This window comes from Yersinia enterocolitica subsp. enterocolitica (assembly GCF_901472495.1).
GTDB classification, from domain to species: Bacteria; Pseudomonadota; Gammaproteobacteria; order Enterobacterales; family Enterobacteriaceae; genus Yersinia; species Yersinia enterocolitica.
Genome location: NZ_LR590469.1, coordinates 1,425,061 through 1,444,713, shown reverse-complemented (window position 1 = coordinate 1,444,713; position 19,653 = coordinate 1,425,061). Strand labels below are relative to the sequence as shown.

Here is a 19,653-nt window from a genome sequence, read left to right as displayed (position 1 = left end):
AAGATGGCCGCCCGATGAAAATAAAAAGCACCAAAGCATTAATCCTTTTTGTCGCTATCTGTTTGGGATTGCTGCTGTTGGGTTACCAGAGAGTACAACACTTTGCTGATAGGCCGTTGGCTATCCAGCAAGAGACCATCTTTAAACTTCCTGCGGGGACGGGACGAGTGGCACTGGAGAATTTGCTGCAACGCGACGGCCTGATTAAAAATACTCGCTGGTTCCCCTGGCTGCTGCGCCTTGAACCAGAGTTAGCCAAATTCAAGGCGGGTACCTATCGCTTTACTCCCGGGATGACAGTGCGCGGCATGCTGGAGCTGCTCGCCAGCGGTAAAGAAGCCCAATTTACCGTGCGCTTTATTGAAGGAAAGCGGCTGCGTGATTGGATGGATGAATTACAACAATCAAAATATATAAAGCATGTATTGGATGGGAAGAGTGATGCTGAAATCGCGGTATTACTGGGATTAAAGGACAGCGAACATCCTGAAGGGTGGCTTTATCCAGATACCTATTCATATACTGCCGGAACCACTGACTTGGCATTACTCAAACGTGCCCATGTGAAGATGGAAAAAACAGTCGATGAAATCTGGCAGGGGCGTGATAAGTCGTTGCCTTACAAAACCCCAGGCGACCTGGTGACTATGGCGTCAATCATCGAAAAAGAAACGGCGGTCAATGAAGAGCGAACCAAAGTAGCGTCGGTGTTTATTAATCGACTACGTATTGGTATGCGACTGCAAACGGACCCGACTGTTATTTATGGGATGGGAGATAGCTATAATGGCACCATTAGTCGTAAAGACTTAGATACGCCAACGCCTTATAATACCTATGTAATATCTGGTTTGCCGCCGACGCCGATTGCGATGCCGGGGCTGGCATCACTTACGGCTGCCGCTCATCCGGCTAAAACGCCTTACCTCTACTTTGTAGCAGACGGCAAGGGCGGCCATACTTTTACCACCAATTTAGCCAGTCATAACCAAGCGGTACGGGTTTATCGCCAATCGCTAAAGGATAAAAATGAACAGTAAATTTATCGTTATTGAAGGGCTGGAAGGGGTAGGGAAAACCACCGCCAGAGACACCGTGGTTGCCACATTACGCGCTCAGGGGATTAACGATATTGTTTTCACTCGCGAGCCAGGGGGAACGCCGCTGGCAGAAAAGCTGCGAGATTTGATTAAGCAAGGTATTGATGGTGAAGTCCTGACGGACAAAGCCGAAGTGCTGATGTTGTATGCTGCGCGTGTGCAATTGGTTGAAAATGTGATTAAACCAGCACTGGCGCGCGGCAGTTGGGTGGTGGGTGATCGCCATGATTTGTCATCGCAAGCCTATCAGGGCGGCGGGCGCGGAATTGATATTAATCTGATGACATCATTGCGTGACACGGTATTGGGGGAGTTCCGCCCCGACCTGACACTGTATCTCGATTTACCGCCAGTTATTGGGCTGGCTCGCGCCCGCGCCCGTGGTGAATTAGACCGGATTGAACAAGAGTCTCTGGCCTTCTTTGAGCGCACCCGAGAGCGCTATCTCGAATTGGCTGCAACCGATTCGAGTATCAAAACTATTGATGCTTCTCAACCGCTTGAGCAAGTCAGTGAATCTATTAGCCAGGTACTGAAGCAATGGCTGACCAGCCGAGAAACAGCGTAATGAAATGGTACCCGTGGCTCACTGCGCCTTACCGTCAGTGGGTAGGGCAGCAGATTGCCGGGCGAGGTCATCATGCATTACTGCTGCACTCTTTGCCCGGAAATGGCGAAGAAGCACTGATTTACGGTATTAGCCGTTGGTTGATGTGCCAGCAACGACAAGGCGAGAAAAGCTGTGGTGAATGTCATAGTTGCCGCTTGATGTTGGCGGGCAATCATCCGGACTGGTATGTGCTGACACCGGAGAAAGGGAAAAGCAGTCTCGGCGTTGAGCTGGTGCGCCAACAGATTGAAAAACTCTATTCTCATGCTCAGCAAGGCGGGGCAAAAGTGGTGTGGCTTCCCCACGCGGAGTTGCTTACCGATGCGGCGGCGAATGCGTTGTTAAAAACGTTGGAAGAGCCGCCAGAGAAAACCTATTTTCTACTTGATTGCCATCAACCTGCCAGTTTGCTTGCGACACTGCGCAGCCGCTGCTTTTACTGGCATCTGGCCTGCCCGGATACCGCGCTTAGCCTGCAATGGCTTCAGCGGCAGATTCCAGCAGAACCTGTCTCGATGCTGGCGGCACTTAAATTGAGTGAAGGTGCGCCGTTAGCGGCCGAGCGTTTACTGCAACCGGAACGCTGGGCCACCAGAACCACTTTGTGCCATGCATTGCATAGCGCACTGCACAGCTCGGATTTACTGTCGTTATTACCGCAACTTAACCATGATGATGCTCCAGAGCGCTTACAATGGATCTCTTCATTGGTGTTGGATGCGTTGAAATGGCAGCAAGGCGCGGGTCAATTTGCCGTCAACCAGGATCAATTGCCTCTGGTGCAGCAATTGGCTGGCATGGCCGCAACACCGGTATTGCTCCATTCAGCCCAGGCGCTGGGCCATTGCCGCCATCAATTATTATCGGTGGTAGGTGTTAATCGTGAATTATTGCTCACCGAGTTCCTGCTTAACTGGGAAACAGCGCTGACCACGGGCACTTATTCCACCTTATCTTCGTTGTAATTGGGTTTAAAATTATGTTGTTAGTAGATTCTCATTGTCATCTTGATAGCCTTGATTACCAGACGTTGCACCGCAATGTTGATGATGTATTAGCTAAAGCGAAGGCGCGTGATGTCGGATTCGTTCTGGCGGTTGCCACTACATTACCGGGCTTTTCAGCCATGACTTCCCTTATCGGGGAGCGAGAAAATGTGGCGTTTTCATGTGGCGTTCATCCACTCAATCTGGAGGGTGGCTATGATTTTGAGCAGTTGGCAAAACTTGCGGCGGCAGATAACGTGGTGGCAATGGGGGAAACCGGGCTGGATTACTTCTATCAGCAAGACAATATTCCACTGCAACAAGCCTCTTTCCGTGAGCATATCCGTATTGGCCGTAAATTAAATAAACCGGTGATTGTACATACTCGTGATGCTCGTGAAGACACGCTGGCAATCTTGCATGAAGAACTGGCGCAAGAGTGTGGTGGGGTTTTACATTGTTTTACAGAAGATAAAGCAACTGCCGCCACGCTATTGGATCTCGGTTTTTACATCTCTTTCTCCGGTATTCTGACTTTCCGTAACGCAGAACAGCTTCGTGATGTCGCGCGCTACGTGCCACTTGATCGGCTGCTGGTCGAAACCGATTCACCTTATTTGGCACCGGTTCCGCATCGGGGTAAAGAGAACCAACCAGCCTATGTGCGTGATGTTGCTGAATATATGGCGGTACTGAAGGGGATCAGCCTTGAATCCTTAGCCCAAGCCACTACCGACAACTTCTGCCGGTTATTTCATCTGGACTCTGCGCGATTGACCAGTGGAACGTCCCAGCTTCCTTAATAATACTTTTTTTTAAGCTCGTAATTAATCGTCGAAACGAGTAATGTTCTCACCCGATTTAGTGGGTGAGGGCAGCTCTCATTGACGTTTTTTTACAAAAAATGCGCGATTTGAAGCAAATTAAGCGCTTTCTTGAAAGAAACGTGACTGCCATCAAACATTAAGCAGGCTATTTATTTTACTCTTCGTAAAAATTAAAGGGGTGCTTTAGACACCCTGATTCGCAAAGGCTTACTCCCCCCTTTGTAATGCCAATAAACGCGAGAAAAAGCAGTAAAAGCACTATTACTCAGGAGCTCACTCAACTATGTTTAAGAACGCATTTGCAAACCTGCAAAAGGTCGGTAAATCGCTAATGCTACCGGTATCCGTGTTACCCATCGCAGGTATTCTGCTGGGTGTCGGTTCCGCGAATTTTAGCTGGCTACCAACGGTAGTCTCTCACGTAATGGCAGAAGCGGGCGGTTCCGTTTTTGCTAACATGGCATTGATTTTTGCTATTGGCGTTGCACTTGGCTTTACCAATAACGACGGTGTCTCCGCGTTGGCGGCCGTTGTGGCTTACGGCATCATGGTGAAAACCATGGCGGTGGTCGCACCACTGGTCTTGCATTTGCCGGCAGAAGAAATTGCTGCCAAGCATTTAGCTGATACCGGGGTGTTAGGCGGTATCATTGCAGGTGCAATAGCGGCCTACATGTTTAACCGTTTCTACCGTATTCAGTTACCTGAATATCTGGGCTTTTTCGCCGGTAAACGTTTTGTGCCGATTATCTCTGGTTTCACAGCGATCTTCGTTGGCGTGATTCTGTCCTTCGTGTGGCCGCCAGTGGGTACTGCTATCCAGACTTTCTCCCAGTGGGCAGCCTATCAAAACTCCGTAGTCGCCTTTGGTATCTACGGTGTAGTAGAACGTGCGCTGGTGCCATTCGGTCTGCACCATATCTGGAACGTACCATTCCAAATGCAAATTGGTGAATACACCAACGCAGCGGGTCAGGTATTCCACGGTGACATTCCTCGTTACATGGCGGGTGACCCAACTGCGGGTAAACTGTCTGGTGGCTTCCTGTTTAAAATGTACGGTCTGCCAGCAGCAGCAATCGCTATTTGGCATTCTGCTAAGCCGGAAAACCGGGCAAAAGTGGGCGGGATCATGATCTCCGCAGCACTGACCTCATTCCTGACTGGTATCACCGAACCAATCGAATTCTCCTTCATGTTCGTGGCGCCAATTTTGTATGTTATCCATGCAATTCTGGCAGGTCTGGCCTTCCCAATCTGTATCCTGCTTGGGATGCGTGACGGTACCAGCTTCTCCCACGGTCTGATTGACTTCGTCGTACTGAGTGGCAACAGCAGCCGTATTTGGTTGTTCCCTCTGGTGGGTATTTGCTACGGTCTGGTCTACTACACCATCTTCCGTGTACTGATCGCCAAACTGAATTTGAAAACACCGGGTCGTGAAGACACGACGACAGAGCAAACTGTACAGGGTGGCACTGAAATGTCAGCAGCACTGGTAGCAGCATTTGGTGGTAAAGAAAACATCACTAACCTGGATGCATGTATCACACGTCTGCGTGTCAGCGTGGCTGATGTGTCCAAGGTTGACCAAGCTGGTCTGAAGAAATTGGGTGCTGCGGGCGTTGTCGTCGCAGGCTCAGGTGTTCAGGCTATCTTCGGGACGAAATCTGATAACCTGAAAACAGATATGGACGAGTACATTCGTAACCATTAATTCAGGTGTGGGGAGTGCAAAGGGGAGGCGAAAGCCTCCCTTTTTTTGTGTTCAGAAAGGCTTTGTAGAGCCCATAGCTTATTACTTTGAAAGGATTACTTACGTAGTTTTAAATTTTTTGATGTGGATTTTTTGTCCTGGGAAATCAATTACTAAGGCAAATTCGTTGAGGAAGTTATTGCCAATTAATCCATCGGTATCCATCTGGTTGAACGCTCCGTCTAGCAGTACGACATTAAAACCAATCTCTGTTGCACCGATTTCGTTAAGCTGAAAATCTGATGCTTCGCAGCCTTCATGATCCATCTCTTTCATGACTGTCTGACAGGACAGGTTAACAAAAGGAGATTTAAGCCGTTCTTTAAAAAATACGGACACTGTTGCGCCGGTATCCAAAAGCATATTGTATTCTTTATAATTTTTTACGACTTTGATTTCGACACCTTCTGGTGTCAACCGCAGCGGCAGTGATATCCATCCATCAGCCATATTAATACCCAATGCTTGAGTATTATCCGCGACAGACACACGTTTTTTTTGGTAATTAATCAGTACCGCCTTACCTTTGAATAAATTTAGCCCGATCATCATTGAATGAGGGGGAATGCTATCAGGGCTGAACACCATACCCTGAGGAGTGTTCACTGATATCCCTTCTACATTCTTAAATTCCATGCCATTGATCAAAAGTTTTGGGATGGAGAACTTCTCGTTAAGAAATACTTTGCCTGTCAGGTCTGTTGTGCGATGTTTTCCTGGTTCAGATATTAATCCCGGAAGTCGCGCCATAACATCGCTAAATAAGTGCAGAGCAATTAATGCCTCGGTATCGATCATGAAATTTTCCCATATCCCATTGATTTCAATTCTCACTATGGGTGTTGCCGTGTCATCCCACACAAACGGCATATGCATAACTTTTTCTGGCATGATGGCACCGATCGCTGTTGGTGAGGAGACAGAAGATAAGAGGGAGAATATTATTGCTGCAGTGTGTTTATTGGGTAAAAAGTACATAAGGGCCTTCCTTTTCCTTTTCCATTTCAGCATTTTTGCTGAGATCAAATACTCGATCCGCCATGGCAATCATTGTTGGGCGGTGGGCAACAAAAATTCGGGTAATCTTCAATGCGCGTATCGCGTCATTAATTCGGGCTTCGTTGTCGATATCCAGGTCACTGGTTGCTTCGTCGAGAAATAATATTCGCGGGCGTTTGTATAAAGCGCGGGCCAGAGAAACTCGTTGGCGCTGCCCACCTGATAGGGCGCTGCCCATATCGCCGACCATGGTTTCATATTTCATCGGCATGGCATCAATCTCAGTATGAATTGAAGCAAGGCGTGCACATTCCAGCGCCCATTCACTGTCAGGATGAGTATCAAACGAGCTGATGTTATCGAGTAAAGAGCCGGCAAAGAGTTTATCCTCTTGCAACACGTAGGCGATATGCTTGCGATAGGCATCAAGACCTAACCGGTGGGCATCGACGCCGTCGAATAAAATAGAACCGCACTTTTGCGGGACTAAACCGCCCATGCATTTTAGGAGGGTTGATTTGCCGCAGCCGGATGGCCCAACGATGGCAATGCTTTCACCGGCTTTGATAGACAGACTCACATGTTCAAATACGGCAGGTTCGCCATCACCATAACGGTAGCTTAGATCTTTAACTTCAATGGTGCCGGCAAGGGAGTTAGGGGTAACTAAATCGACCTCACCGCTAGCCAGTTCAGGTGTGGCAAGTGCCACTTCTGAAAGGCGCTCACTGTGCATATCAATCAAGCGGAGCCGGATAATCGAATCAACCACCCGAATGGTGCGAGTGACGTACATGTCTGAGTAAATTAAGAAGGCAAATAGCATGCCGGTAGTGAGCGTCGCGCTATCAATCAGCTTTGCCCCTAGCCACAATATTATTGCCGAAGACAGCCCGATTAAAAGTAAGCCTACCGTCTGTGTCGCCAGATCTATTTTAAACAGGTAGATTTTTGCATTAGCCTCATTGATAACGAGATTGATCCAATCGGATCGGCGGCGCTCAGCTAAATTGAAAATTTTCACGTAGTCAATGCCGCGCACGGTTTCGAGGAAATGTGATTGTTGTTTTGCTTCGTGAGCAATTGCCTCCAAATTGGCAGAACGGTAGGCACTGAAAAGAAAGAATTTGATGGCTGCATAGGTCAGCAATATCAGCACGGCGACTGCCGCGAGGTAACCATCATAGGCCCACATCAGAAAAAATAGCCCGATAACCACCACAATATCCAACAGTGATGCAACCATATCGGCGGTAAAAGCATCTTGCACTACTGACAGCGAGTTAAAACGCGACCTGACATCGCCAATATGGCGTTTTTCAAAGTAGGAAACGGGCAAGCGGATTAAATGGCTAAAAAGCCCGGAATTCCATTGAATCCCCTCATATTGACCGAACCACTGATAGGGGTAGGCGTCAAACCGCAGCCTCACCGCTTGGCCTTCACGTAATTCGCCGATGGCATCCGCAGTGGCAAAAATTTCCACCTCGGTTTGCCCGGAGGTTGGCACAATACTAACTAATTCTTGAGTCGCTCGAATTGTGTTGCCAGCTAATCCTGTAATGCCGGTTAAGGTGCCATCAATCGGAGACGTGATATGCAATTCTCGTTGTTCTTCGGTCGAGATTAAATCTTGATCCAACCGTGCCGTTTGTCGGCTGTCGGCGTAGCATTTCCAGTGAAACTTCAACTTCGCTATGTATAGCCGCTAACTGTGCTTTAATCCCAATGGTTTCTCCTTGCAGTTTTACCTTTTCCCGCTTGTAGGCTTCGAGTCGAACAGAGGCGCTATAATATTCGGACTGGCGTGCCATATGCTCCGTCTCAAGGGCTATCCCTTGCCTAACCAACTCTTTGAAATATTGTGATTTTTCACGTAACCATGAGGTTTGTTGTGTCGCTTTGGCAATCAAATGATCCATTTTTTGCTGCTCGGCGTCTTTATTTTTTAACCTCTGAATAAGGTAGTTTCGTTCAGTGTCTGCTGCCGCTGATTTGAGTTTTATCTCTTGTTCAATAGCCGTTTTCTGTGATTTTAGTGCTGTGGTTATTTCATGGTTTGTTGCGCCAAACTCTGTCTGGGTTTCCATATTGACGATATAAATCACTTCGCCAGCACGAACGATTTTCCCTTCTTCAGCCAGGCTACTGATAATAATCCCATCGCGTGGGGCGATTATCCGTGCCACCGCAGGGTGATGAACAACAGATCCGGCGAGGCGGGCTTTTTGGGTATAAGTCCCCAGCCCCAAGAATGCTATCAAGCTGGCAATAAGTACCAGTGCCAACATGGCCCAAACAGAAGCACTAACTGGAGTAATAACTTGTGGGCTACCCAGCCAATGATGTGCTCTGTGCTCTAGCGCTTCCTGTCTGAAAATCGCAGTTTTATTGAGCAATTTTACCGGCGCTCCCTCGCCGTATATTTCAGAAATCATGCTTGAATTGCTGCCATGATGCGTTCTTCTTTGATGCCCATATTAAGTAAGTGGGCAGATGAACGGCTAAGGAATGTTCTCATTGAATAACAATAAATGGACTTGCGTTTGAAGCGATCTTTGGTGGAAAAACGATTTACGATGCGCCCACCGGCACAAATATTTTCCCAAATACAGCCTTCGCATTCAGTGGGTAATGATTGTCCGATTGATGAATATTCCTGAAACTGCGGGCTAGCAAAGACATTAGATAGATTGACCTCAGAAAGATGGCCAATGGGATTAAACATTCTGTCTGATGTTGATCGCAAGGTATCATCTACCCGGACAAATCCATCGGAACTGACGGTCAGGGCGTAGATACCGGTAACATTGGGAGTGTGTCCTAAGACGCCTGAATTTTTTTGCCCCAGTAGGCTGGCGATATGTGTTTGAAAGAGTCGGACAAAAATTTTGGCATTATTGTCTTTTATCCACTCATCCAGCGCTTCGTTGAGAAAGCGCCCTATACCGATGGCATCAGTATGAGCATCTTTATAGGAGTCATCGGGTATCAGAAAATCAAAACTATAGACGCCTAACTCATCAACAAAATGTCGATAGATTTCAGCACCGTTTGCTTGAGCATTCGCGACACATAAAATACCGGGATCTGAGGGGAGTTGCCCTTGTTTATAGGCATGTTGAAGTATACGCAAGCCACGAACGGTACCTTCATATGTGCAGCGCCCTTTGGTATCCAGCCGATGCCTGTCATTAATATGCTTAGGGCCATCAATAGAGATACTTACGTTTACGGAATATTTCTCAAATATTGCTATCCATTCATTGTCAATTAATGTGGCATTGGTTTGTAAGGCAAGTCTGAGCTGCGAACCACAGTAGTTCCCTGAAATCAATTGAATACACATATTCGTGAAACTTTCTTTTTTCATTAGTAGCGGTTCCCCACCATGAAAGTAAATTTGTATTGTATCAATTTGATATTCCTGACAAGCACGCTGTAAAAAAATAGACTAATTGGTGAATGTTTTTATTTGAGATCCTAGCGGGACTATCGTCAGCTGCTGAATTTCCTTTATTAAACACATAACAGTAATCACAATTTATATTACAGCGCTCGCTGACTTTTAATATTATTTCAAGGTGTCTAATCTTCTTTTCAATTAATAAATTAAGCATAACTCTACCCTCGCTTCCAGCGATTCTTTTCATACTGGACAGTGGATGAGTATACAAAAGGGCCACCAATGGCGGCCCTACTGGATGATTAAAAACTTCTTGACCAGTTTCCAAACACTTTTATCCAGCCAGCACCGCCAGCGATCTGTTCAATAACATCTTCAGCCAAATGCTGAGGTCGGTTTTTTTTAGTGTCACTGACATCAATGACGATTTTAGTTTCAATGATTTCTTTTTTCAGATTTCTTTTTTCAAGCGAGACATAGTTTATTCCTCCATTGATTATGAATGTCAAGAAATCCCCTCTTGGCATGTTCATTAAGGAAAGTATTTTCACACCCGGCTTTATTTTTAAATTATGAAAATAAATTAACTATACAAATTTAATATTATGACTGAATGTGGTTTTTTTGTCCTTTGACTTTCCTTGAAAAAGAAATATCATTTAATGAATCCCGCTGTCAAGAAATAACTTTTAATTTTTATTGGTTCAATGGTTATAGGTATATAACATCATTAAATGATGGGGTTAATTATATTCGTTAGAGTTTCTCTGTACTGTTGCATGGAAATACAAATTAAATATTTATATAAAAATCACACGTTATCTTCTGTGTAATTAATATTCGTATTGAATAGATTTTATTTATTTTATTCCGGTTCTAGCCAGGTGGTCTGGAAATCAAACCAACCTAAATTATTTAAGTGCGCACCTTGGGTTTGTTCGGGGGCTTTTAGGCGCATCCAGTGATGGAATAATGGCTGCAACCAGCCATTGGCGATGATCTCTCGGATCAATTGTTCGCTACCCAGGGATTGGTTGCGCCAATCATGCAGATAGCTCTGTAAATCAGCATCATCACCGCCAGTGATGGATTGACGCAGCAACTGGGAGTCCAATAGCCATGCGCCAACATTCCACTCTTCAGGAACGGCAAAGTTCACTGTGCCCAGCCACAAATCAGCTTTGGCTTCACCCTTGGCCCAAGAGGTGTAATCCAACTCGATCATAGCCAACTTAATGCCCTGAGCAGCGAGAATATGAGTCATTTCAGTCACCAACATTGGGTATTCTGGATGCTGGGCATGATAAGCCAGTGTTAATACCGGCATATCTTCTGATTCTGTCGCGATATCACTTGAAAAAGGAGAGCACTCTTCTCCGGCATCAATGCCATGAAACCATGTGGGTAGGACGCTGCTGGCGGGTACCCAGAAGGGGCGAATGGATTCAATTAGCCGTTGGATAAGATGATAAGGATTGAGCGTTTTTCGCAACCAGCGGCGCTGTTTAATATCGTGCCAGTGCGGTGAGCGGCTGTCGCACAGCAAAAAATACCCACCGCGTTCCAGAAACATCTCTGGTGTTGAGTCTGATGGCTTACCGGTCAGGCTGGCAACTTTCCCAGAAACATAATCAATATCACTGATGCTGGAACTGAGCCAGGTAGCACTTTGTATATTCGCCATACTCAACTGTTCTGATAGCACGGCAGATGTGTCAGAGGACGGGCGCGCCAAATCCGGGAAGATAAGTACCTCAACCTCATCTAGCAAGCCCCGAAAACCAAAATAGTGGTCAAAAGATTTCATCTGCAAGTGCCAGTTATCATTTTCAGCCACTCGATAAGGCCCCGTTCCCACAGGATGAGAGGCAAACTCTGGCTGGATGGCATGATTTTCCGGCAGAATCAATGCGCTGTGATGGGCGAGTAATAGGGGAAGGCGCGGGTCCGGTTGGTTGAGTTCAATAACCACACTGAGTGGCCCGTGCGAACTAATTTTTTGAAAATGTGAAAACAGCGGCAAAGTTGCACTGCGGGTTAATGAACTGACGACATCGCGGCTGGACAATTCTCGACCATCATGAAATTGCACCGCCGGGCGTAAATAAAAGCGCCAGTGCAATGGGTCGAGCATTCGCCATTTGTGAGCTAAATCGGTGGTGACTTCACCGTTCTCCGCATTTACTCGGGTCAGGCCATTAAAAATTTGTCGGACTAAGTGCAGCTCAGAGCGGCGTAGTGCTGTGCCGGGGTATAGATTTGTCATGGTGCGGTAGTAGGGGATGCGCAGAGCTTGATAGTCATCGCGTATCCGATACCCCAGTTTAGCTCGCAACAAGGGGGTAATGAGCTGTTTATCTTCGCCCAATAGGGCAATGGCTTCATTAAAACCACCGGAATCTAATAACTGTTCCGCTTTTTCAATTAAAAGCTGATGAGTGTTCCGCAATAGTTGCAAATATGACCGGCGGCCACGACCTGCCTCTGCTTGCCATCTCAACCAGCCAGCCTGTTGCATCTGAACCAGTAATGTCCGCATATGGCGCTTGGTGCAGCTGAGTTTATCCGCAAGTTCTTGCAGTGTAATCTCAACCGGTTGCACCCCAACCTGATTCAATAAACGTAAGTATTGCTGTTCAAGGCGTCGGCTGGTCATAAAAGAGGAACCTTATTGAGTCAAACTCAGCAGTTTTATATCTCATCTTTTTAGCCGATAATTTTCACTACAGCAAGCGTTTGTGTCTCAGCACTTTTTATCGGAAAAGACGGCAGACTGAACGCTATGATTATTTTGAGGAAAGAAGATGACCCGTTACTTAAACAAAGATACCCAAGTGTGTATTTCTCTGGCCGCCAGACCCAGCAACTTTGGCACTCGTTTTCATAATTTTTTGTACGATGCTCTGGATCTCGATTACCTGTATAAAGCCTTTACCACCACGGATCTGGCCGCGGCAATTGGTGGCGTGCGGGCATTGGGATTCCGCGGTTGTGCAATTTCAATGCCGTTTAAAGAGGCGGTTATCCCAATGGTAAATGAGTTGGATGCCTCTGCCGCAGCAATTAATTCGGTTAATACCTTAGTGAATACTAATGGTTATCTGACAGCGTACAACACCGACTATATCGCCATCGCGAAATTGCTGGAGAGTTATCAGGTACCTACAGATAAAGTCTTTGCATTGCGTGGCAGTGGTGGGATGGCGAAAGCCGTGGCTTTTGCACTAAAAAATGCCGGTTTTAAGCAGGGGTTTATTATTGCGACGAACGAAAAAACCGGTAAAAAATTAGCCGAACAGTCCGGTTACACCTATCAGCCTGATATGCAGGGTGTTGAAGCCGATGTATTAATCAATGCCACCCCGGTGGGGATGTCGGGGGGGAAAGAGGCCGATAGCATGGCTTTTACTGAAACCGAGGTTGAACATGCCGAGGTGGTTTTTGATGTGGTGGCACTGCCGGCGATGACCCCGTTGATAAGCTACGCCAAAGCACAAGGAAAAATCGTTATTACTGGCGCTGAAGTCTTTGCTATTCAGGCGGTTGAGCAATTTGTGCTGTATACCGGCATTCGTCCAGAGCAGGCTTTGTTTGAAAAAGCATCGGCTTATGCCCGCGCTCAATGATTGAGGTTGAAATCAATAGAAATTGTCGCTCATACTACGCATTCCCCATTTTTATCACTTTCAAGGAAATGCGTAATGGCCGAAGAAACGATTTTCAGCAAAATTATCCGCCGTGAAATCCCTGCCGACGTGGTCTACCAAGATGAACTGGTGACCGCATTTCGTGATATCGCCCCGCAGGCACCAACTCATATCTTAATCATTCCTAACATTCTTATTCCAACTGTGAATGACGTCACAGCAGAACATGAAGCAACATTGGGTCGAATGATCACTGTGGCTGCTAAACTTGCAGAGCAGGAAGGCATTGCTGAAGATGGCTATCGTCTGATCATCAACTGCAATCGTCATGCCGGGCAGGTGGTTTACCATATTCACATGCATCTGGTCGGTGGCCGTGAGTTGGGTTCGTTGCTGTCACATAAATAGCTTGAAGTATGGCAGGACTATAACTGAGGTAAGCCTATGCGCCCTGTGAAGGCGTTTTTATTGCCGATGATGGCACTTGTGTGTATTGCGACATTGCTGGGGTGCAGCAGCCCGAAAGGGATTGCGGTGAATAAGCAGCAAACCGTGGTAATGGATTCGTCTGTGCTGACGGCGGGTATTTTGGCTTCTCAACCTGCAATTTCAACATCATCTGGGAATAATGTCGCGCGCTCGGTGATTACCAATAGCCAGAGTAAACCGATAAAAATAAACTACCGCTTTTATTGGTATGATGCGCAGGGCTTGGATGTACCGCCACTGGAAGCACCACGATTTATCGTTATTGCGCCAAATGATGATGTGGATATTCAATCAGTTAATAATAATTTTAATGCGCGTAGTGCGCGTCTTTATTTATTCTTATAACTCTGTATTTTTATAACTCTGTATTTTTATAACAGCTCGGTTCTTATCATCGCGCTATTGGAGTGGGACAATGAAAAGGTATTTATCTGTCGCTCTGGCGGCACTTGTGCTGACGGGGTGTATCACTCAGCCACCTGTTGAGCCAACCACACCACCCGTGACCATCGAACCTGTCACGCCACCGGTTCCTGAAACTCCACCACCGGTAGACAACGTGCCGCCGCCACCAAAGATGGAGCAATCTATTGATTGGGCTGCCAGTGTCGAGCCTTTGGTCGCACAAATGGTCAACAGCAAAGATGTGGCAAACGGCAGTATATTGCTACTTGATAGCGTCAAAAATAATACTAATGGCAGGTTACCAACGGCGAAAGCCACCTCGGCACTGCACCAAGTGCTGTCATCAAACAAAAAGTTTGTGTTGATCTCGCCACAGCAATTGGCGGTTGCCAAGCAAACATTGGGGTTATCAGAGGAAGATAGCCTTGGCTCACGCAGTAAAGCCATTGGTCTGGCTCGCTATGTCAGTGCCCAATATGTGCTCTACAGTGATGTGAGTGGTGATGTGAAGTCACCCACCATTGAAATGCAGCTGATGCAGGCACAAACCGGCGAAATTATCTGGTCAGGTAATGGCCCAGTTAAGCGCTGATCCTTCTCTGTATGCGCTTATTGAAAGGATAAAACCGTCGGTGGATATTACCCCCGACGGTTTTATTCATGCAGCCGATTTTATCAAGGCAGATTGGCATATTAGCCCGGTATCTGGCCTGACTGGTGAAAGTTGGCGTATTTCTTACCCGTCAAACACGACTGCAAATATTAACTGGCTGGCGCGTGAACAATCGGTTCAGCAAACCCAACTGGGAGTGGACCGGCGGCGGGAGCGCAAGTTGTTGCGACATGTGGCTGGCCATCATTTGGCACCCACTATTATCGCCGCAGATCAACACTGGCTGCTGGTCAACTGGCTCGAAGGTGACGTTGTCACTCACGCACAATTCATTGAATTATCGAATAATGGTCAGCTGGCACAGCTATTGACCCGCTTGCATCATCTACCCGCCAGCGGTTATCGCCTCGATTTACGTGCTCAGCTCATCCGTTATGCCGGGCAGATTGATACCAAACGCCTTTCACCAAGCTGGTTACGGTTGCATCAGCATTTTCAGCGCAGATCACCGCCGCAACCGGTGAAACTGGCACCCCTGCATATGGATATTCACCCCGGAAATCTTTTGGCGACACCCTCCGGGCTGAAATTGATTGACTGGGAATATGCGGCTGATGGCGATATTGCGCTTGATATTGCCGCGCTATTTCGTGGCAATGGTTGGTCAGCGCCTCAGCAACAGGCTTTTTTACAGCACTATTGCCTGAATGAGCAGGGTTACCCTGATATTGACCGTCTATCCCGCCAGATACAGCGCTGGGTGCCGTGGGTTGATTACCTGATGTTGATGTGGTTCGAGGTGCGCTGGCAGCAGACTGGCGACAGCGAGTTTTTGCAATGGGCAGCCCCGTTGCGCCAGCGATTTAATTTATCATTTTGATTTTATTTCTAACGCTTCCCCAAAGAGCTTGGTGTTGCTGGTAGGCAGCAAGCGAATGAGTCCCGATGAGCTTACACTGGTAAGTGATTCGAGTGAGCTAGCGCCGCTAACACCCCTGCAGCTTCAAGAACGAAGGGGAATTATGTGAGGTTGTCGTGGGTCCAGTAATGTTAGACGTTGCCAGCTATGAGCTGGATGCAGAAGAACGTGAGATTTTAAAGCACCCGCTGGTGGGCGGCCTGATTTTATTCAGCCGTAATTTTCATGATGCCGCGCAACTACGCGAGTTAGTCCGCCAGATAAGGGCGGCATCCCATGAGCGCTTAGTGGTGGCGGTTGATCAGGAAGGGGGGCGCGTACAGCGTTTCCGTGATGGTTTTACCCGCTTACCTGCGGCTCAGTCGTTTGCGGCGATCAATGATGCAGCTACTGCGGCGCAGTTAGCACAAGATGTGGGCTGGCTGATGGCGGCCGAAATGATATCAATGGATATCGATATTAGCTTTGCGCCAGTACTGGATATTGGTCATGTCAGCGCGGCTATCGGCGAGCGTTCATTCCACAGTGACCCGCAACAAGCATTGAAAATGGCAGAGTGTTTTATTCGTGGGATGCACAGCGCGGGTATGAAAACCACCGGTAAGCACTTCCCCGGGCATGGGGCGGTGACGGCAGATTCACATAAAGAGACGCCTCGGGATAATCGACCACTGGCAGAAATCCGCACTCATGATATGGTTATATTTCGCGAACTGATTGCGCGGCGATTACTGGATGCCATTATGCCTGCTCATGTGATTTATACTGAAGCTGATGCGCGTCCAGCCAGTGGTTCGTCTTACTGGCTGCAAACCATATTGCGCCAAGAGTTAGGGTTCGATGGCATCATTTTCTCTGATGACTTGTCGATGGAAGGGGCAGCCATCATGGGCAGTTATGCCGAGCGTGGGCAAGCCTCTTTGGATGCAGGCTGCGATATGATTTTGGTGTGTAATAACCGTCAGGGCGCGGTAAGTGTGTTGGATAACCTGTCGCCAGTCAAAGCAGACCAACTGGCATGCTTGTATCATTCTGGGCAGTTTGACCGTCAGGCGTTGATGGCATCACCGCGTTGGCAACAGGCGAATAAGGCATTAACAGCACTCAGCGAACGTTGGGATGCACATAAGTCGCGAGGATAAATATGATAGTCTACCTACATGGTTTTGATTCCAACAGCCCTGGCAATCACGAGAAAGTCCTGCAACTGCAATTCATTGATCCGGATGTGCGTTTCATCAGTTACAGCACTTTGCATCCTCGCCATGATATGCAGCATTTATTGAAAGAAGTGGATAAGGCTATTCAGCAGGGTGGCGATGCCAAGTCACTGATTTGTGGCGTGGGGTTAGGCGGCTTTTGGGCCGAACGAATTGGTTTTCTGTGTGGCATCCGCCAGGTGGCCTTCAACCCCAATCTTTATCCGCAAGACAATATGAGCGGTAAAATTGACCGGCCGGAAGAGTACGTCGATATCGCCAGTAAATGTATCAGTGATTTTCGCGAGAAAAACCGCGATCGCTGTTTAGTCGTGTTGTCGCGCAATGATGAAATGCTCGATAGCAAGCGCACGGCCGGTGATTTGCATCCTTATTACGAAATTGTCTGGGATGAAAAGCAAGGTCACAAGTTTAAAGATCTTTCACCTCATTTGCAGCGCATCAAAGCATTTAAGACCCTGGGATAAATAATCAAATTAATCGGGCTTTGTTAAAGACTGGTTAATTGTAATGCCAGCTGTTCTGTGCAATTTGGCTTGAAAAAAGCGTGTCGTCTGCTTTTTTCAGGCCATTTTTATGACAAAAAATGGCAAAATTGACCTTTATCTTTCACCCAATAAAAAAAATATAAACCGTGACTAAACGCTAACTATTTGAAAGCTATTCTAGAAAAAATCCTCCTGCTGGTACTTTAATCAAAAAAAGTTGATATATATCAATTTTGGTATGACCAAATAACCCTGCATGATATTCTGACTCAAGTTTATTGAATTGGTATCTTCGAACCCTATGTTATCTAAGAATATTATTCTTTTACCCTTAGCTAACAATTGGTTCACATTTAGGGGGTCATTTTGACAACGCCGAAGAAAAAAATCGTTATTATTGGTGGTGGTGCTGGCGGCCTTGAGCTGGCAACGAGTCTGGGTCATAAGTTGGGGCGCAGCAAAAAAGCTGAGATTGTTCTGGTGGATCGTAACCACAGCCATCTATGGAAACCTTTGCTCCATGAAGTGGCTACCGGCTCTCTGGATGATGGTGTTGATGCATTGAGCTACCTGGCTCATGCGCGCAACCATTATTTCAATTTCCAGTTGGGGTCGTTAACGGATATTAACCGCGAAACCAAAACTGTCTGCCTGGCTGAGATTTGCGATGAACACGGTGATGTGCTGGTAACAAAACGTGAATTATCCTATGACATATTAGTGGTCGCTCTGGGCAGTACGTCGAATGACTTCGGTACACCGGGCGTGAAGGATCACTGCATCTTCCTCGATAACCCACATCAGGCCCACCGCTTCCATAATGAAATGCTTAACCTGTTCCTGAAGTATTCAGCGCAACCGGGTGAAAAAGGCAAAGTTAATATCGCAATTGTTGGCGGCGGTGCCACCGGAGTGGAGCTGTCTGCTGAGTTACATAATGCGGTAAAACAACTGCATAGCTACGGTTTTGAGGGCTTGGATAACCAGGCACTAAATGTCACGTTGGTTGAAGCCGGTGAACGTATTCTGCCAGCATTGCCGCCACGTATCTCGGCGGCGGCACATCAGGAATTGATTAAACTGGGTGTGCGTGTATTGACCAAAACAATGGTTACCAGCGCCGATGAAAAGGGTCTGAATACCAAAGATGGCGAGTTTATTAATGCTGATCTGATGGTATGGGCGGCAGGTATTAAAGCGCCGGACTTTATGAAAGATATTGCCGGGCTGGAAACCAACCGTATTAACCAACTGGTGGTTGAGCCGACGCTGCAAACAACCCGCGATCCCAACATTTTTGCGATTGGTGACTGTGCTTCTTGTCCACAGCCAAGTGGTGGTTTTGTGCCGCCGCGCGCGCAATCTGCACATCAGATGGCCAGCCGCTGTTATAGCAATATTTTAGCATTGCTCAATGAGCAACCACTGAAGCCATACATTTATAAAGATCATGGTTCTCTGGTGTCACTGTCGAAGTTTAGTACAGTCGGTAGCTTGATGGGTAACCTGATGCGCGGTTCTATGATGGTGGAAGGGCGTGTTGCCCGTGTTGTTTACATCTCATTGTATCGTATGCATCAAGTCGCATTGCATGGCTATACCAAAACTGGCCTGATGATGCTGGTGGGCGGGATTAACCGGGTGATACGCCCGCGCCTGAAACTCCACTAATTATCCTTCGTCCTTGACGCTACAGGGTTGTTAGCTGCGCTAGTTACTCGGCCCGTCCATGGGCCTCGCCTCTGCGAGGCCGCTGCAAGCAGCGTTCAAATCGGTTCCTGGCCGATTTGTCACCCGAGTCACTGACCAGGGCCAGCTCATCGGGGTGCATTTGCTGGCTGCCTACCTGTAACGCCAATCACTTTGGCGAATGTTTAGAGCTTTAAATTTACCGCTGCCAGTTAATTATGGTGGCGGTTTCTGGCGGTTGATAAAGTCGAATGAAGGGGAATCGTGCCGTTGGGGTCGTAGCGACGTAAGTCGCCGGAGCGCCCTTGGGTGCGGTAAACCCTTCCTCACTGAGTGATAAGCCGCGTCGTCATCAACCTCACAATTGCGCACGTTTTGCTAAAGCCATTCGCACGTAATGTCAAATTTTCAGCATAAAGCTCTGCCGCAATAAATCACCGCAGTCAGATTCCTCCTAAACACATTCATTCACACCTATTATCTGGGTGTTTCGTCCATT

The 19,653-nt window shown here is 47.3% G+C and carries 18 protein-coding genes and 1 pseudogene; 13 read left to right on the top strand and 6 right to left on the bottom strand.

All coding sequences use genetic code 11. The features are described from left to right. Window positions 1-14: 14 nt before the first annotated feature. The 5 genes from mltG (at window position 15) to ptsG (ending at window position 5,240) form a co-directional block, all read left to right on the top strand. Window positions 15-1,040 carry an endolytic transglycosylase MltG gene (mltG, locus tag FGL26_RS06935; RefSeq protein ID WP_005170713.1) on the top strand — a complete coding sequence of 342 codons (1,026 nt, stop codon included), beginning with the start codon at window positions 15-17 and terminating at the stop codon, window positions 1,038-1,040. Continuing rightward, window positions 1,030-1,668, top strand: a complete 639-nt coding sequence (gene tmk, locus FGL26_RS06930; RefSeq protein WP_138060224.1) for a dTMP kinase — start codon at window positions 1,030-1,032, stop codon at window positions 1,666-1,668. The genes mltG and tmk overlap by 11 nt, the downstream gene beginning before the upstream one ends. Further along, entirely contained in the window at window positions 1,668-2,675 is a 1,008-nt protein-coding gene (gene holB, locus FGL26_RS06925; RefSeq protein ID WP_005170707.1) for a DNA polymerase III subunit delta', read from the top strand. Before tmk ends, holB begins: the two co-directional genes overlap by 1 nt. Before the next feature lie 14 nt (window positions 2,676-2,689). Further along, on the top strand, window positions 2,690-3,499 hold the full coding sequence (locus tag FGL26_RS06920; RefSeq protein WP_005170705.1) for a metal-dependent hydrolase: 810 nt from the start codon (window positions 2,690-2,692) through the stop codon (window positions 3,497-3,499). A 307-nt stretch (window positions 3,500-3,806) separates the two neighbouring features. Next, window positions 3,807-5,240 (top strand): PTS glucose transporter subunit IIBC, encoded by a 1,434-nt coding sequence (gene ptsG, locus FGL26_RS06915; RefSeq protein ID WP_005157966.1) that lies wholly within the window; start codon window positions 3,807-3,809, stop codon window positions 5,238-5,240. A 99-nt stretch (window positions 5,241-5,339) separates the two neighbouring features. Here ptsG and FGL26_RS06910 read toward each other — a convergent pair whose 3' ends face one another. The 6 genes and pseudogenes from FGL26_RS06910 to FGL26_RS06885 all read right to left on the bottom strand — a co-directional run bounded on the left by FGL26_RS06910 (window position 5,340) and on the right by FGL26_RS06885 (window position 12,340). Beyond that, window positions 5,340-6,257 carry a pepsin/retropepsin-like aspartic protease family protein gene (locus tag FGL26_RS06910; RefSeq protein ID WP_032908512.1) on the bottom strand — a complete coding sequence of 306 codons (918 nt, stop codon included), beginning with the start codon at window positions 6,255-6,257 and terminating at the stop codon, window positions 5,340-5,342. Beyond that, on the bottom strand, window positions 6,238-7,920 hold the full coding sequence (locus FGL26_RS06905; RefSeq protein ID WP_227746664.1) for a peptidase domain-containing ABC transporter: 1,683 nt from the start codon (window positions 7,918-7,920) through the stop codon (window positions 6,238-6,240). The genes FGL26_RS06910 and FGL26_RS06905 overlap by 20 nt, the downstream gene beginning before the upstream one ends. After that, a complete protein-coding gene (locus FGL26_RS06900) occupies window positions 7,859-8,716 on the bottom strand; it encodes an HlyD family secretion protein (RefSeq protein WP_005170698.1) in 858 nt (285 codons plus the stop codon). The genes FGL26_RS06905 and FGL26_RS06900 overlap by 62 nt, the downstream gene beginning before the upstream one ends. Next, window positions 8,713-9,898 (bottom strand): annotated as a pseudogene (gene xyeB, locus FGL26_RS06895) (cyclophane-forming radical SAM/SPASM peptide maturase XyeB). The gene FGL26_RS06900 and the pseudogene xyeB overlap by 4 nt, the downstream one beginning before the upstream one ends. An 88-nt stretch (window positions 9,899-9,986) precedes the next feature. Further along, complete coding sequence (gene xyeA / locus FGL26_RS06890) at window positions 9,987-10,235, bottom strand: XyeA family cyclophane-containing RiPP triceptide (protein ID WP_229696563.1); 249 nt, start codon at window positions 10,233-10,235, stop codon at window positions 9,987-9,989. Window positions 10,236-10,549: 314 nt separating this feature from the next. Then, complete coding sequence (locus FGL26_RS06885; RefSeq protein WP_032908510.1) at window positions 10,550-12,340, bottom strand: SgrR family transcriptional regulator; 1,791 nt, start codon at window positions 12,338-12,340, stop codon at window positions 10,550-10,552. 148 nt (window positions 12,341-12,488) lie between these two features. Here FGL26_RS06885 and FGL26_RS06880 point away from each other — a divergent pair, with 148 nt between their 5' ends. From FGL26_RS06880 to FGL26_RS06845, 8 genes are all read left to right on the top strand, one after another. After that, a complete protein-coding gene (locus FGL26_RS06880) occupies window positions 12,489-13,310 on the top strand; it encodes a shikimate 5-dehydrogenase (RefSeq protein WP_032912745.1) in 822 nt (273 codons plus the stop codon). Window positions 13,311-13,385: 75 nt separating this feature from the next. After that, a complete protein-coding gene (hinT, locus tag FGL26_RS06875; RefSeq protein WP_004873877.1) occupies window positions 13,386-13,739 on the top strand; it encodes a purine nucleoside phosphoramidase in 354 nt (117 codons plus the stop codon). 36 nt (window positions 13,740-13,775) lie between these two features. After that, complete coding sequence (locus FGL26_RS06870; protein WP_005170685.1) at window positions 13,776-14,165, top strand: YcfL family putative periplasmic lipoprotein; 390 nt, start codon at window positions 13,776-13,778, stop codon at window positions 14,163-14,165. 70 nt (window positions 14,166-14,235) lie between these two features. Continuing rightward, window positions 14,236-14,817, top strand: a complete 582-nt coding sequence (gene lpoB, locus FGL26_RS06865; protein WP_005170681.1) for a penicillin-binding protein activator LpoB — start codon at window positions 14,236-14,238, stop codon at window positions 14,815-14,817. After that, on the top strand, window positions 14,798-15,718 hold the full coding sequence (thiK, locus tag FGL26_RS06860) for a thiamine kinase (RefSeq protein WP_080099614.1): 921 nt from the start codon (window positions 14,798-14,800) through the stop codon (window positions 15,716-15,718). Before lpoB ends, thiK begins: the two co-directional genes overlap by 20 nt. A 155-nt stretch (window positions 15,719-15,873) precedes the next feature. Then, window positions 15,874-16,899, top strand: a complete 1,026-nt coding sequence (gene nagZ, locus FGL26_RS06855; protein WP_005170676.1) for a beta-N-acetylhexosaminidase — start codon at window positions 15,874-15,876, stop codon at window positions 16,897-16,899. Between the two features lie 2 nt (window positions 16,900-16,901). Continuing rightward, on the top strand, window positions 16,902-17,444 hold the full coding sequence (gene ycfP, locus FGL26_RS06850; protein ID WP_005170673.1) for an alpha/beta hydrolase YcfP: 543 nt from the start codon (window positions 16,902-16,904) through the stop codon (window positions 17,442-17,444). 387 nt (window positions 17,445-17,831) lie between these two features. Then, window positions 17,832-19,136: an NAD(P)/FAD-dependent oxidoreductase gene (locus FGL26_RS06845; RefSeq protein ID WP_005170669.1), complete on the top strand. Its 1,305-nt coding sequence runs from the start codon at window positions 17,832-17,834 to the stop codon at window positions 19,134-19,136. The last annotated feature ends 517 nt before the right edge of the window (window positions 19,137-19,653 follow it).